The following is a 13942-nucleotide window of genomic DNA, read 5'->3' as shown; positions in this document are numbered from 1 at the left end:
TCGCCCAGTTTATATCAATGCTCAGTATTGAAAAACCGACACGTTTGCGGTTAACCTTGGGCTCCATGAGTTTCAACGAAGTCATAGCCGAACTTCCACGTCTTACGTTTGAAGAGCGCCAGATTCTGATTCGACGGGTGGTGGAGTTAGATGACCCGCCTTTGTCAGCAAGCGATGAGGCATTCGTGGAAGAACGACTGGCAGCGCATCATGCAGATCCCGCGTCTTCTATGTCCCTGGATGAGCTGAAGAACCGCTTGCGCTCACGGTAGAACCACATGAAATGGACAGTCGTTGCGCGACCTCAGGCGGAGAACGACGTTCTTGAAGCGGCCGATTGGTATGACCGGCAACAACCGGGCCTCGGCGATGAATTCATCGAAGAAGTCGTGACCGTAGTCGATGCGATCGCCGAAAATCCTCTTCAAAATTGCCGCCGTCATCCAATTAAGAACATTCGCTGGCGCTATCCAAAACGATTTCCGTATCGCGTCATTTTCGAGGTGATAGAGGAAGAGCGGCTTGTCGTAATTGCAGCAGTAATTCACGCAGCGCGACATGATCGCGTCTGGCGGCAACGTTTTTGAGGTTCGGAAGAATATGAAACGTACGACTCTTGCGACGACTCTCGTCATAGTTTTGGTCGGTTATGGCTCAATTCTCCGAGTCAATTCTCCGACATCCTTCGCATCGGCTCAGTCTGTCGGGACGCTGCACCAATCGAAACCCACATCCGTTCCCGCACGCTGGCGCGGACTGATCGGTGAGTATGGTCCCGACAAACTTGTACCACTACCCGACGATGACATTCTGATCATTTTTGAAGAGGGCGGCCTAAGAGCTCTGTTCAAGCGAGGCGGCGACTACTATCCGCTTAACGAGGAGTCAGGGAACGTCTTCGAGCTCACTGACAGCGGACCACGCGTTGGTCAAACACTCATCTTTACTCGTGACCGCCGAGGACGCGCAACCCAGGTCGCCCTCGATGCGATCGTTCTCAAACGCCGCAACATCGAACCGGAATCCGGGAATCAACTCCGCATCAAACCCGTCCGGCCGATCGCGGAGTTGATGAAAGAAGCGCTCGCTTCGCAACCACCGCTGGAGAACGGCGACTTTCTGAACACCGACCTGGTGGAATTGCGAAAACTTGATCCGACAATTCGTCTCGAGGTTCGTTACGCGACGACAAACAACTTTCTCGGCACGAAGTTCTACACGCAAGCACGGGCGTTCATGCAAAGACCCGCGGCTGAGGCCCTCGTGCGCGTCCATCGCAACTTAAAACGTCAGGGTTACGGCTTGCTGATTCACGATGCGTACCGGCCGTGGTATGTGACAAAAGTTTTCTGGGATGCCGTGCCTGAGGACAAGAAGCTTTTTGTCGCGGATCCCGCACGCGGCTCGCGTCACAATCGCGGCTGCGCGGTTGACCTAACGCTCTATCATTTGAAAACCGGCAAACCGGTCGAGATGGTCGCGACCTATGACGAGACGACCGAGCGGGCCCATTCGGATTATCCCGGCGGCACTTCTTTGCAACGCTGGCATCGCGAGCTGCTGCGCAAAGCGATGGAGGCCGAAGATTTCGCCATCTTCGCGCCTGAGTGGTGGCACTTCGACTACAAGGACTGGCAGAAGTATCGGATCGGAAACCAAAGGTTTGAGGAGATTGGCAGACGATCGCGGCGATAAGGGAAGTTCCGCGCGCGCCTTTAGCGCAGGATCATTTCTCGTCGTTTGTGGTCTTGCTGATGATTTGCGGCACAAACCGTTCTGAGAAACCGGCGATGAATGACCAGAAGATCAATTTCGCCAGGTCAGGACCCGTGGTCGGATAGGTCGATGTGAACAGGTTTTTCATGTCCTGGCTCGAAGGGGGAACGGCGAACTCAGGCACCGAGAATCGAGGGAACATCGCGCCTTCGATAATGCCACCGAGAAACGCGAGATAAAGAACAATGGCAAACACGCCGCCATAAACAGGAATCAGCAGAATCTGAAACCACGACCGCGAGAGCAGTTCCAGCTCCTCATCGGGAATTTGTTTCAATCGCTGCTGGATGCTGACAAAGCCGCCCACTAAACCACAGCCAAAACACGCCCACGAAACCATGAACCTCTTGCCGAAAATCAGAGTCACGCCGAACACGAGCCCGATCACGAGCAGGCCGCAAAGCGTCATCAGAATCAGACGTTTGGTTACTTTGAGTAGTCGTAAGTAACGAGAGTTTCGGACCGGCTCGCGTCTTTCTGGATCTTTCGATGAGGGCATAAGGTGACCTTCCCAAAGCTGAGAGCTTCTTTCGGACGTGCGGCGCTAAGGTCTCGAAATGCGCGGCAATCTTAGCTGAACAGCGAGGTCGTTACCAGCAATTTCAGGAGGCATTACTCGTCGGCAGGGAGTTAGGTTTTGTGAGGTGCCGCTAGGGAAGGTAATCCACCAACCACCCGCCAAAGTCATACTTCGTCTCCAGTGCAAACGGGTGCACACTGATCACCGGCACAGTCGATTCGGCCGGATCGACCGCACCGGGACGAGTGTATCCATGCCGCTCAAACTGCGGGCTGCGGATGGCGCTCAGGTACCGAAACGAAACTCGATCGCCCGGCTGTAAAATAATCAAACTTGTCATGTAGCTATTGCCGCTGGTCGACGAAACGTACTCCTGCCCGTTGTGCCCCATCGTATAACCTCGGACCTCTTCGCGTCCGGCAATCAACGTGAGCGGGGTACTGCGATCCACCACGATGATCGGAATGCTGCCGGGAGGAGTCTGGTCTGCCGGTCCCCGATAAACCGACGAACCGACAAGCAGGTTAAACTTTCCCGGTTTCACCGCTTCAAAGTCAGCGAATAACTGAAGCGTATAACCCGGTTTTCGGTGCAGCATTTTGTGCACGCGGCGACCGACGTATCGCAAACTCTCCGATGGATTTGTTACCGGCGTTTTGTTCAAATTGCCATCGCCAAAGTCCGGATACTTTTCTGCAAATGTCTTCCAGTCTTCGTCCGCTGCCGGGGCTTGTTTCGTTAACTTGAACTCATGACCGCTCACTCCCGAGACTAATACCGGCACGATGATCGTGTCGCCCATGCAGAATCTGGGATAGACGCCTGACGACGGTGGCCCGCGGCGACACCCTTTCGGCGCGACTGCGATACGTATTTCACGCTCCTCGTGCGAATAGTGCTTGTCGTCACGTTTAAAGCTGTACTGCAGAGTGAAATAGCCCGGTTGCCGGGCGTGGACATAAGCCAGCCAGTACATCCCGCCGCCTTGTTCGTTTGTGCGCGGAGTGATCCCGTCCTTCACGAGCTCAAAATCATTCCCGAAAGTGGCCAGGAAACTCGCCCGCAGCAAAGCTGAGTCCGGTACTGCCGAACGCTTTTGCGCACTGGTTGAAGCGAAGCAGATCAACAAAGAAGCTGTAACCAGAATAATTCGAAGTCTCATTTTAAGGTTGAACGGAGGACCGAGCCCTCTCTTGCAGGTATGGGCTGACCTCACTTCCTGCTTCGTTGCAGTTCCTTTCGGATATTCATGAGGATCTCAAAGTAGCGCCAGGCCGCCGGTGCGTTGGGCTCTTGATGATGATCAGGCCTGAGGACTAACTCGCCGGTTGTGAGCAGCACCTTCTTCACCTCAGGATTCTGCAAAACCTTGGCCCGCGTGGCGGCAACGATAAGCCGATAATGTCGTCCGGCTTGTTTGGGCCGGTAAGCGAAACGTCTTCCCTCAAAACTGACCCAACCGATTTTCATTATCCGCATGTTCTCTTCCGCCAGATCGCCGGCACGCTTGGCTTCGAACGCCGTCATCTGCGCCACCTGATCGCGCGTGTATTTCCACTCGAAGCCTGGAGACTGCGCGCGCGGATCCGTTGGGCCCTCTGGATACAACATGGCCTGCCAGAAGCCTTCTAAGCTCGCGTAGCGTTTGCCGTGAAAGAGAAACGGAGTCGGTGCGAAATTAGACAGCAACCCGAGTTCGTGGCGCTTTGAGAGAATGACTTCGCCGGGTTTAGCTTCCTGCGGCAGAATTTCCCAAATGGGTTTCCTGGGATCTTCGACCGGCGTCCACCAATGCGCCGGATAACGCGCGTCGCGAGTGATCCCCTGGCCCACAGCCTCGGACCGCACAGCGAAACCGCCGGCAAGCAAAACCCCAAAGACTGCCAAGATGAAGAGATGTCGAGTCATTCTAATCGTGCTGGTCAGAGCAAAGGTGTGCGAAGGCGATCAAACCCGCAGCAATAAGGCTCCACTTGATTCCTTTTTTTCGTACTCACGATCTTTCTGAATCTTCTCAGCGGCAAAGACTGTCGTAATTCCATCAACGAACTAACGGCACAAGCGTTGCTCAACCAGGTTCAGCTTTGAAACACGACGCGAAGAGGCGTCATTCTAAACTGAAGGGGTGCGAAGATGAACAAGAGAATCTTGAGAATGGTTTTCGCGTTGAGCTTGCTGCCGGCCGCGATAGGAGTCGCCGCGGCCCAAACCACAACTCAGAATATTAACGTTACCGTCCAGCCGGCGGGCACCGTCGAAGAGCGCGTGGCGAACGAAATGAAGGAAAAGGAACTGCGGAAAGCGGCTGAAGAAAAGCTTGCCGCCGCGGAATCCGCAAGAATCGCGGCGACAAATCCCAAAACAGTACTGGCCCGCGCGCGCACGCTCTTCATCTCTTCGGACACCAAATTCTTTGAAGAGGTGCAGTTGCAGAATGCGCTGCGTAGTCACGCCGACATGGAGACGTTGCAACTGGCGATTGTCGACGGTTGGGCCAAGCGGGACGTCGCCGACATCTTCATTGAAATCGATCGCCCGCTCTTTACCTACACCTTTACCTACGAGATGCTCGATCGGAGCACGGGGATCATTTTGGCGACGGGAAAAGTGACTGCCTTTGACAGCAACGAAGCGGCGCCGATGCTCGCCGAAAAGATCCTCGAGGTGATTAAAAAAGCAAAAGGCCGAAGCTAATGCGAAGAGATAGCTACTCGAACCGGAGCGCCTCGATCGGGTTCAGCCGCGCGGCTTTCCACGCGGGCCACAATCCGAATCCGACGCCGAGACCGACGGAAACAACAAAGCCGACGATCGGCGCCCAGACCGGAATATAAGTCGGCATGATCGTCTTGATTAGCAGCGCGATGCCCGAGCCGAACAGAATTCCGATCAAGCCACCGAGGCCGGTCAGAGTCGCTGCCTCGATCAAAAATTGAACGATGATGTCGCGGCGGCGCGCGCCGATCGCTTTGCGCACACCGATTTCCCGGGTGCGCTCAGTCACGCTTACCAGCATGATGTTCATCACCCCGATGCCGCCAATGAGCAAGCCCACGCTGGAAATCGCGACCATCAACGCGAACACTCCGCCGGTGATCGCCTTGAATTGCGTGATGATCTGTTCGGAAGTCGAGATACCAAAGTTGTCCGGCGCCCCGAAGGCGACCTTTCGGCGCCGGCGCAACAGATCGCGGACCTCTTCCACAGCTTCTTTCATCATGCCCGGGCGCGCCTGCGCCATCACAAAGTTGTCGTTAACGTCGGGATAGAGTTTTCGCAACGTTAGGTAAGGCATGTAAACGGCTTTGTTTTCGTTGTTCGGATCTTCACCGCCGGTGAGAAACACGTCGCGCGCCGTCAGCACGCCGATCACACGATACAACCGGCCGTTGATGGTGACGCTTTGATCAACCGCATTGGAAAAAGGAAACAGAGTATTCGCGACGTCAGGACCGATCACGACGACGCTCGCGTGCCGCGCATTGTCTTCCTCCGTGAAGTAGCGGCCTTCGGCGATGTTGGTGACGCCCATATTGAAATATGCCGGCGACGCGCCCTGGACGGACGCATTCGTCATTTCGATGTCGCGGTAGCGCACATGCACACGCGGAGTAAAGCTTCCGCCAAAGAAATCAACCGGTGACATGAACGCAGCGGCGTAGGTGACTGAAGGACACTCGGCCTGAATTGCCATGGTGTCTTCGTACGATATCGGCTTGCGCTGCCGCTCTTCCTGCGTCGGATTAAAGTTGAAGCCGGGATCGAATCGATAGATGTAAATCGAATTGGTGCCGAACCCTTCGATCTCTTTGGACACGCGCGTATCGATGCCCGAGACGAATGCCGCGATCACAATTACGGTCATCGTGCCGATGACCACGCCAAGAATCGTCAGCAGCGAGCGCAGCTTGTGCTGACGCAGCGTGTCGAGCGCCATCCAAAGATTTTCCCAGATGTCGGAATTGAACAGCTTCACGTCAGTGGTCAGTGGTCAGTGGTCAGTCAGTCAGTTAGTCAGTTAGTTAGTCAGTCAGTTTGTCGATTAGTAGCAACTAACAACGGACTACTGACAACTGACCGTTTTACGTTTCTGCGCGGAGCGCTTCAATCGGATCAAGCCGCGCCGCGCGCCACGCCGGATAAACTCCCGACGCCAATCCGACGCTTGCGGAAACGAACAATGCGGCGGTCACTGCCGGCAGCGGTAAAGACGTCGGCACCGGCGTGACCACCGCTACCAGTTTCGCCAGGGCATACGCGATGCTGATGCCGATCGCGCCGCCGAACAGCGAGAGCATCGTCGATTCGGCCAGGAACTGCTTCAAAATGTCGCCGCGGCGCGCGCCAATGCTCTTCCGCAAACCGATTTCTTTGGTGCGTTCGGTGACGCTCACCAGCATGATGTTCATGATGACGATGCCGCCCACGACCAGCGAAATGGACGTGACCCCGATAGCTGCGACTTGAATCGTCCCGAAGATTTTGTCGCGCAGCTCATTGATCGCCGAAGGTGTGATGATGCCGAAGTTGTCCTTTTCGTTTGGTCCCAAGCGCCGGCGAATGCGCATCACCGTGCGCGCTTCGTCGATCGCGTGCTGATACGTCTCTTCACTGGTGGCCGTCGCGATGATGCCCAGCGAGCGGCGCGAACCGTAGAGCGAAAGAAAAGTCGAGAGCGGAACGGCCACATACATGTCGCGCGGCTGGCCAAAAACTGAGCCGAGAGCTTTGCCCACGCCGATTACCTGGAAGGCGTGCCCATCCATGCGAATGGTTTGGCCCAGCGGCTCAGATCGCGGAAATAATTTCTCGGCCACATCGGCGCCGATAAAGCACACTCTCTTGCGCGTATCGTCTTCACCTTTGTTGAAGTAGCGGCCGGTGCCGGCGTCGATTCGTTCGATGTCGGCAATGTTCGCGGTGGTGGCGCTGATCCGCACGCGTGACAGCGTGGTCGAGGCGTATTTGATGTCTCCGAGCACCTCGGCTTTCGCACCCACATCGCCAATCGCCCCACCGCGAGCGCGCAGTGCTTCAACATCTTCCAGGCGGATGTCTTTGTTGCGACGGCGGGCGGCGTTTAGCGCGGCCACACTTGAGAAGTCATCAATCGAAAACTTTCGCACGGCGAAGGCGTTCGTCCCGATATCGGCGATCTTCTCATCGACATAGTGATTGAAGCCTTCGACCAGCGACACGACCACAATCACCGTCGCCACGCCGAAAATCACCCCGAGCAGCGTGAGAAACGACCGCATTTTGTGGCCCAGAATCGCGGCGAGCGCCAGTCTAAGTGCTTCAAGAAAAGGCATAAAAAATCGCCCAAAGAATACCGTTTTTTACGGATGGAGTGAGATTGAAGTTTCAGGCGTTCAACTAAATCTTGCTAAACACAGGGACGCTGCCTGACTAATTCTTGAGTGGCAAGTCTTCAACGCCAGGTCGAACTTTTTTGCGACGGGCAATCCATTGTTTCAGCTCGAGGCACGCGCCCTGCAACGTTGGCTGCTCCCACACTGAATCGTCAGTGAACAGCAGGCAGCGTATTCTCGCGCGGTGAATGAAGGGTGAGCGCTTGTCCTTTTCCAACCCAACGACGGTTACGATACTGGGCGGCGCAGCTTGCGTAGTGAACCGGAGTATCTTCTTTTCCTCTGTGCCTATCTTTTGAACGTTTGCCATCGATTGCTGCTTCAACTCGGTGTGGTTTGCAGCATCGGCAAAGATGAAGTCCCAGGCCAGCGCTTTGATTGGTTTAGGTCCGTTGTTAGTCAACTCCATCGAATACACGTACAACTGAGTCCTGACGACCATCTTGCCAGTGCTTTGGGTTGGCAAAGGTAATCGATTCACATTCGTGTCGGGCGAGGCTCCCAAAGGAGCACTTGCGGCGGTGCCGACATGAGTGTAAGTCTCCCATTTGACTTTGAGAATAGTAATACCCGGCGGACCCGTCGATTGCGAAACCTCTTGAGAAACAACGGGGTTGCTGATTAGCAAGCAAGCGCTCCCGATCAGCAGCCCCGTGAGAATCTTCATAAAAATTGAGTGTGCGAGCCGGGCGGTTGACTTACAACTTGCCGGCCTTCATATCAGCGACGCGCTTTTCAAAGGCGGTGGTGTTTGCCTTGTCAGCTTTGCCTTTGGCGATCGCAGCGTCGGCAACCTTAATCGCTTCGTCCTTTCTACCGGCGGCCCAAAGAATGTTGGCTTTGGAAGAGAGGTTTTGAAAGGTCTCTTTGACTTTGATCGACTGATCGATGAACTTCAGCGCCTCGTCGTAATTCTTGTCACCCAGGTAGGTCAATGCCACCTGTCGCGTCAATAGCTCATTAGTCGGGTTCGCTGCGATCACCGCGTCGGCCTTCGCGCGCCAGAGCGCCTTCGCGTCCTTCACCGCCACGGTGAAAGGCACGGTCAGCTTTTCCCAGCGGATGTTGACGCGCGCAGAACTAGCGTCAACCGGATCGATTGTGTACTGCAACCATTCCTGGTTGTCGGCTGCTGCCTCCGGCTTGGTCTTGACGCGCAGCGTATCTTTCTTACTGTCGTAATTGAAGCTGCCCCATTGCCCGGGATCACTATTGAAAATGATCGTCCATTCGTCCTTACCGGGAATCGTATGCAGACTGTACGAGCCGGCCTTCAACGGTTGGCCGTTGATCAAGACATCGTCAGTGACCTGAAACAGCGTCGCTTCGTTCGCGCCGGCGCGCCAGACGTGGTTATACGGAACGATTGGTTCGCCGGGCTTGCGCTCGTTCTGATTGTCCAGTGTCGCCTCACCCGGAGCGCGGGCCTCCATTCCGGCGGGCGGGTCGCCCCAAATCTTCCGCCCTTTGACGCCCGGGCGACTGTAAGTGATCGTCACGTCCGTCGTCCCAAACGTCTGCATGACGCTGGCCTTTTGGCTCGGCCGAATCGGCTTAACCGTCACCGGTGGCTGTTGCGCGAGGGCGCACACGGCGGAGGTTAGCGTGAACGCAGCCGTGGCCAGAAGAAGAGAGAATCGTTTACGAGAAATCATCGCGGGCACTCCTTAGAAGGTGAAATTTGTGCGCGCATTATCCACCGCGGCGCACGACTCGGCAAGACTGGCAACGAATTTGGCCCTGCAATTCACAACTTTTTACAAACCATGGCGGGGGCGCGGGCTAGTGACTAGTAAACTTCTCACCTGCGTCGATCCTAACGGGCAGAATATTCTGCTGTGGCGGTAGTGGGCAGGTCGCAAAGTTAGTGAATGCACAGGGCGGACTGTAAGCCTTGTTGAAATCGATCACGATCCGATTGTTTGCATCGGGCGGATCGATGTAGAGATACCGGCCGGCGCCATACGTCTCTTTGCCGCGCGTGTGATCTGCGAAGATCATGAAGAACTGCGGATTGCCTTTTTCGGTAATTGCGTCCAGTCGATAGGTCTTCCCGTTGACCTCGAACGCAACGGCGCCGGGCGACGGCTCATCCGTCTCCATGTTAAGTACGTTTAGAATCGGAACCGCCTTGGGTGGGTTGTAAGGTTCGAACCGCGCTTCGATGCGCCACTTGGGCTCAGTGGGAAAGTACTCGAGTCCGCGAAAGTTCACCCGATCGGGATTGTGTGGATCTTTAACTCGCAACGCTAACTTATCGTTGCGTTTAATGATCTGAAAACTGATAGGCCCGATCCGCAGGATCGTTGGGTTGCTATCGGCATCGGACTTTAGCTCCATGTTGGTAACCGGTTGTCCGTCGACCGTGAAGCCGGCCGATGCCGGTGCTTGCAAGCGCACGACGCCGCTCTTAACCACGAACGCGCCTCCGGAGCCCCCGGGAATTATGCGAGGCCAAACGATCGCATTTCCCGGATCGTTTCCGAACCGGTTCTCGCCTTCATCAAGCCAATACAATCCAATCAACGTCAGCCAACCGCTGTCTCCCGTCAGACTAGCAAGTCGTTTCTCCCGCCATTGTTCAATCTCTTTCGCGTAAGCCTGTCGATCGATTTGCCTGGGCGCCCGTGCACACGAGGACACAAAGCACAGGGCTACGGTCGCGGCGATCGCGAGTTTCCGACTGCCTATAGTTTTCACGTTTCGAATCTTGCCTGAAGTTTAAGACGGGCAGCAAACAGAAAAGCGCCCCGCCAATCTTGCGAACTGGCAGGGCGCCGACTTCCGGGTAGGTTCGGGTATATAAAGGGGTGACAAAGCAAAAGACTTGAGAATCGTCACTCACGTCCGATCCTGTACTACGAGGTGCATTGACGGGCGAGATAAGTCCACGGCGCGGTAAGAATAAGAAACCGCCGCTCTTCGCTTTGCCTCAGCACACGATCGCGCTTCGTTGCGTTATCACACTGTCAAATACCTGAACTTGACTCGGCTTAAAGCGCAATCTATACCCATTCCGAACCGCAGTCAAGCTAAATCCACAAAAATGTGACAGGTCTGTGACAGGCTGTCACGGCCGCTTACTTCCCCGCCCGGGTTTGAACCAGGCGATAAGCCTGCCGGCGAACGCCTTCGGAAATATTCCGATTCTCCGAAAGCGCCTTAAGATCCTTCATCTGAATGCGCGGCAGAATTTGGATAGCCGTGGCCATCGGCGTTCGCGGATTGCGTGCCAGGTTATGAATGATGGGATACGAGCGCGTCCACGCGCGGTTCATGCCAATCAGACGCAGCACCTCATCGGAAACAGTTCGCATGCTGGCAATGTTCTCGATCTCTTTGTCGCTGATGCGCGGGTTGTGAATGACCGCCGTCGCGACGACCCGGTTGGAGTCACGAATGAGAATGCCGCGCGCTTCGCGATCACCCTTTAACGCAAACTTCACGCGGTCCTTCACGGTCATGAACATGAGCCGTCGAATCAGCGAGATGCGTTCCGGCGCGATTTCGCCGGTTTCAAGACGCTCCGCATTCAGCACTGCCTGGGCGTTTGCAGTTGTCTGTTCGGCAGCTTCGACCAGTAACTCTTCGAGCCGTTCGCGCGCGAGCCAACTATCGTCGATGTCGTCGTCCGAAACCTCAAGGTGCTGCGCCAGAAGCCACGCGTCATCGGCTGACAACTCACCATCCAACGGAGCCAGCTCTGCCGACTCGAAGAATTCCGCGGCGGCGTTATTTCCCCGGGCCCGCAGCTCTTCGGCGATTTGGCGAGCACCGCGTTCTTTCTCAAAGAATTCACGTTGCGTTTCTCGCGCGCGCCGTTCCGCCTCCGGAGTGCGGGCAGCATTCTGAAGGACCGCATCAATGATTTCCGGGGCGCGAATGAGACGCTGTTGATTGATGGTAATCAGTTCGATTACGGACGCGTGCGTGGTGGAGCCCGCGAGCAACGCGATGGCGGCGTCAGGGGTGTTCGCATGCGTCGCGATAGATTCGTGCAATTCGCGATCGGCATTGGTTTTTCCCGCCAGGTAACCGAGGACCGACGCGGGCGCGTCAGAGGATTTCGCGACGGCCAAAATGTCTGCGGCGGATTGTTCGTCCAGCGTTCTTTCCGCGGCCTGGGCCACCGCGGCGTCGGAATCATTACGCAGGTGTACCAGGGCCTCGAGCAAATCCGTCTGCGTCAGGGGCAGCAGACCGCGGGCGGCGGCCATCCGCGCCGCCGGCGGCGCCGAATCGGAAATGATCGATTGCACTATGGGATTGTCTGAGGTTTGGTCTGCGGACACTCAAAACAGTGTAGCGTAACTGCGATTCGTTGCGGCAAGTTTTATCTACTCGGGAGAAGCCGCGGGCGGTTAAGCCGGCGACTCAATTCCGAGATTACTGCCGCTGACGTTATACTCGACCCACAATCAAAATATCGGAGTGAACTATGTTTACCAGAGTAGCCGCGCTTCTCATCGTTACCAGCCTGTTTGTGATTACGCCATCTCAACCGCGACCGGGAAGAAAAACGCAGACGCCGTGGCCGGCCGGATACTGGCCGCTTGAAAAAAGCCAACCGATCATTGAAAAGACGCAGACGATTCGGCTGGCGCCGGACCTTTCGCGCTTGTCCGCGGGTGAAAAACTGGCGGTCCGGAAGTTACTCGCAGTGGGCGAAATTTTTCAGAAGCTTTACGAGGATCAGCGCCACGCGCAGGCGTTAAGCGCGTATGAAAAGCTTTTCGAACTGCACATGCGCGTCGGCAATCCTGCGCCCACGGAAAATCTCTTGACGCTCTATCGATTGGCTCAGGGGCCAATCGCCACCACGCTCGAAAACAAGCGTGAGCCGTTCCTGCCGGTCGAACCAACCACCCCTGGAAAGAACGTGTATCCCTGGGGCGTGAAGAAAGAGGAAATTGAAAGCTCGTTTTCCCGAGGCACGTCGAATCGTGATGAGATCATGGATCTGCGATCGGTCGTGCGCCGAGCGACGGCCGAGAATCTGCGAAGCGATCTCGCGAAGCTGGCGAAGTATCCGGTCCTCGATACCCTGCACCCGGGTTTGAAGAGCCGGCTAACGGAGATGTCCACAACGCGAAACCAACTTCGCAAAGCGGAATTCTACGCGGTCCCCTATTCCGTGGCGTATGCGGACCAGTTAATGAAAGCCCACGGCCTGCTCAACGAGGCGGCAGAACTTCTTGAAAAAGAGGACGAAGAGTTTGCCAGGTTCCTGCGGAATCGCGCGCGCGATCTTCTCTCCGACGATTATGAATCAGGCGACGCGGCGTGGGTCACCGGTCGTTTCAAGAACATCAACGCGCAAATCGGATCATACGAGACATACGACGACGAACTGTACGGGGTGAAGACTTTTTTTGGCCTCAGTTTGCTGGCGACCCGGCCGCCGGAGACGACGGCGCTCCGGCAGGCAATGAAAGGTTTGCAGGCGCTCGAAGATTCGTTGCCGTACGAACATCACAAGAAGGTTCGTGAAGACATTCCGGTCGGCGTTTACGACGTGATAGCGGATTTCGGCCAGACGCGGGGCGGCAACACGGCAACGATTCTGCCGAACGAAAGTTATCTCGCGCGGCGCTACGGCCGCACGATCCTTCTGCGCGCCAACATCATGCGCGACCCGAATATCTTCGAGAGCACGAACCGAACTCTCGCGGCGGCGATCGGTGAAGAACAAGCCAAGGCGCTGACTAACGACGGTAATTTCTATCGCACTCTGTGGCACGAAGTCGGCCATTATCTCGGCGTCGATCGCACCAAAGACAATCGCGATCTCGACGAAGCTTTGCAGGACAACGGCAACACGATGGAAGAGATGAAGGCGGATCTGGTTTCGCTGTTCGTCGCCGAAGCTTTGCGCAAGCAGGGTTACTACACCGAGGCGCAACTGCGCAGCGTTTACGCCGGCGGCATCCTGCGGGTGCTACAAAACAACAAACCGCGGCGTGACCAGCCTTACCAGACGATGCAGTTGATGCAATGGAATTTCTTTCTCGAGAACGGGCTGCTGAGTTTTGATGCGCGCACGGGACTGATGCGGATCCACTACGACAAGTACCATGACGTGGTGGGCAAGCTGCTGCAGAAAGTTCTGGACGTGCAGTATCAGGGCGACAAAGCGGGCAGTGATCGATTCATCGATCAATACGCTGTCTGGAGAGACGATCTGCACGGCGTGGTGGCCAAGAACATTCGTGACACGCAGACGTATCGGTTCAGACTGTTCAAGTACGCCGCGCTGGGCGAGTAAGATCCCAGG

14 protein-coding genes are annotated in these 13942 nt (G+C 55.9%); 5 read left to right on the top strand and 9 right to left on the bottom strand.

All coding sequences use genetic code 11. The annotated features are described in order from the left end of the window. Positions 1 to 17 precede the first annotated feature (17 nt). The 3 genes from VFX97_19860 to VFX97_19850 are packed head-to-tail and all read left to right on the top strand — an operon-like array spanning position 18 to position 1695. Positions 18 to 272: a hypothetical protein gene (locus tag VFX97_19860; protein HEX5705467.1), complete on the top strand. Its 255-nt coding sequence runs from the start codon at positions 18 to 20 to the stop codon at positions 270 to 272. Between the two features lie 6 nt (positions 273 to 278). After that, positions 279 to 587: a type II toxin-antitoxin system RelE/ParE family toxin gene (locus VFX97_19855; protein HEX5705466.1), complete on the top strand. Its 309-nt coding sequence runs from the start codon at positions 279 to 281 to the stop codon at positions 585 to 587. Between the two features lie 13 nt (positions 588 to 600). Beyond that, positions 601 to 1695, top strand: a complete 1095-nt coding sequence (locus VFX97_19850; protein HEX5705465.1) for a M15 family metallopeptidase — start codon at positions 601 to 603, stop codon at positions 1693 to 1695. A gap of 31 nt (positions 1696 to 1726) precedes the next feature. On the opposite strand, the gene VFX97_19845 is transcribed toward VFX97_19850, so the two are convergent. The 3 genes from VFX97_19845 to VFX97_19835 all read right to left on the bottom strand — a co-directional run bounded on the left by VFX97_19845 (position 1727) and on the right by VFX97_19835 (position 4204). Continuing rightward, the gene (locus VFX97_19845) at positions 1727 to 2275 is read right to left on the bottom strand and encodes a hypothetical protein (protein ID HEX5705464.1); all 549 of its coding nucleotides are present in this window, start codon (positions 2273 to 2275) and stop codon (positions 1727 to 1729) included. A 151-nt stretch (positions 2276 to 2426) separates the two neighbouring features. After that, positions 2427 to 3458 (bottom strand): hypothetical protein, encoded by a 1032-nt coding sequence (locus tag VFX97_19840; protein HEX5705463.1) that lies wholly within the window; start codon positions 3456 to 3458, stop codon positions 2427 to 2429. A 50-nt stretch (positions 3459 to 3508) separates the two neighbouring features. Further along, the gene (locus VFX97_19835) at positions 3509 to 4204 is read right to left on the bottom strand and encodes an NADAR family protein (GenBank protein HEX5705462.1); all 696 of its coding nucleotides are present in this window, start codon (positions 4202 to 4204) and stop codon (positions 3509 to 3511) included. A 225-nt stretch (positions 4205 to 4429) separates the two neighbouring features. On the opposite strand from VFX97_19835, the gene VFX97_19830 reads away from it, so the two are divergent. After that, positions 4430 to 4990 carry a hypothetical protein gene (locus VFX97_19830; GenBank protein HEX5705461.1) on the top strand — a complete coding sequence of 187 codons (561 nt, stop codon included), beginning with the start codon at positions 4430 to 4432 and terminating at the stop codon, positions 4988 to 4990. A 13-nt stretch (positions 4991 to 5003) separates the two neighbouring features. Here the strand turns inward: VFX97_19830 and VFX97_19825 are convergent, their stop codons facing one another. From VFX97_19825 to VFX97_19800, 6 genes are all read right to left on the bottom strand, one after another. Further along, complete coding sequence (locus VFX97_19825) at positions 5004 to 6272, bottom strand: ABC transporter permease (GenBank protein ID HEX5705460.1); 1269 nt, start codon at positions 6270 to 6272, stop codon at positions 5004 to 5006. A 106-nt stretch (positions 6273 to 6378) separates the two neighbouring features. Then, positions 6379 to 7608 carry an ABC transporter permease gene (locus tag VFX97_19820; protein ID HEX5705459.1) on the bottom strand — a complete coding sequence of 410 codons (1230 nt, stop codon included), beginning with the start codon at positions 7606 to 7608 and terminating at the stop codon, positions 6379 to 6381. Positions 7609 to 7705: 97 nt separating this feature from the next. Continuing rightward, on the bottom strand, positions 7706 to 8335 hold the full coding sequence (locus tag VFX97_19815; protein ID HEX5705458.1) for a hypothetical protein: 630 nt from the start codon (positions 8333 to 8335) through the stop codon (positions 7706 to 7708). Between the two features lie 31 nt (positions 8336 to 8366). Next, complete coding sequence (locus VFX97_19810) at positions 8367 to 9323, bottom strand: DUF2911 domain-containing protein (protein HEX5705457.1); 957 nt, start codon at positions 9321 to 9323, stop codon at positions 8367 to 8369. 127 nt (positions 9324 to 9450) lie between these two features. Continuing rightward, positions 9451 to 10368 carry a DUF1684 domain-containing protein gene (locus tag VFX97_19805; protein ID HEX5705456.1) on the bottom strand — a complete coding sequence of 306 codons (918 nt, stop codon included), beginning with the start codon at positions 10366 to 10368 and terminating at the stop codon, positions 9451 to 9453. Between the two features lie 380 nt (positions 10369 to 10748). Then, positions 10749 to 11960, bottom strand: coding sequence for a hypothetical protein (locus VFX97_19800; GenBank protein ID HEX5705455.1), 1212 nt, complete (start codon positions 11958 to 11960; stop codon positions 10749 to 10751). A 146-nt stretch (positions 11961 to 12106) separates the two neighbouring features. On the opposite strand from VFX97_19800, the gene VFX97_19795 reads away from it, so the two are divergent. After that, positions 12107 to 13933, top strand: a complete 1827-nt coding sequence (locus VFX97_19795; protein HEX5705454.1) for a zincin-like metallopeptidase domain-containing protein — start codon at positions 12107 to 12109, stop codon at positions 13931 to 13933. Positions 13934 to 13942 lie beyond the last annotated feature (9 nt).

This window comes from Pyrinomonadaceae bacterium (assembly GCA_036277115.1).
Lineage (GTDB): Bacteria > Acidobacteriota > Blastocatellia > Pyrinomonadales > Pyrinomonadaceae > UBA11740.
Note: the sequence above shows the minus strand (reverse complement) of the source record. Positions and strands in the feature narration are given on the sequence as shown.

Bases quoted from the DNA above. Each gene is read 5' to 3' on its own strand.
- VFX97_19810 (HEX5705457.1), bottom strand. From the start codon at position 9,323: ATGATTTCTCGTAAACGATTCTCTCTTCTTCTGGCCACGGCTGCGTTC.
- VFX97_19845 (HEX5705464.1), bottom strand. From the start codon at position 2,275: ATGCCCTCATCGAAAGATCCAGAAAGACGCGAGCCGGTCCGAAACTCT.
- VFX97_19860 (HEX5705467.1), top strand. From the start codon at position 18: ATGCTCAGTATTGAAAAACCGACACGTTTGCGGTTAACCTTGGGCTCC.
- VFX97_19855 (HEX5705466.1), top strand. From the start codon at position 279: ATGAAATGGACAGTCGTTGCGCGACCTCAGGCGGAGAACGACGTTCTT.
- VFX97_19820 (HEX5705459.1), bottom strand. From the start codon at position 7,608: ATGCCTTTTCTTGAAGCACTTAGACTGGCGCTCGCCGCGATTCTGGGC.
- VFX97_19840 (HEX5705463.1), bottom strand. From the start codon at position 3,458: ATGAGACTTCGAATTATTCTGGTTACAGCTTCTTTGTTGATCTGCTTC.
- VFX97_19815 (HEX5705458.1), bottom strand. From the start codon at position 8,335: ATGAAGATTCTCACGGGGCTGCTGATCGGGAGCGCTTGCTTGCTAATC.
- VFX97_19850 (HEX5705465.1), top strand. From the start codon at position 601: ATGAAACGTACGACTCTTGCGACGACTCTCGTCATAGTTTTGGTCGGT.
- VFX97_19795 (HEX5705454.1), top strand. From the start codon at position 12,107: ATGTTTACCAGAGTAGCCGCGCTTCTCATCGTTACCAGCCTGTTTGTG.
- VFX97_19835 (HEX5705462.1), bottom strand. From the start codon at position 4,204: ATGACTCGACATCTCTTCATCTTGGCAGTCTTTGGGGTTTTGCTTGCC.
- VFX97_19830 (HEX5705461.1), top strand. From the start codon at position 4,430: ATGAACAAGAGAATCTTGAGAATGGTTTTCGCGTTGAGCTTGCTGCCG.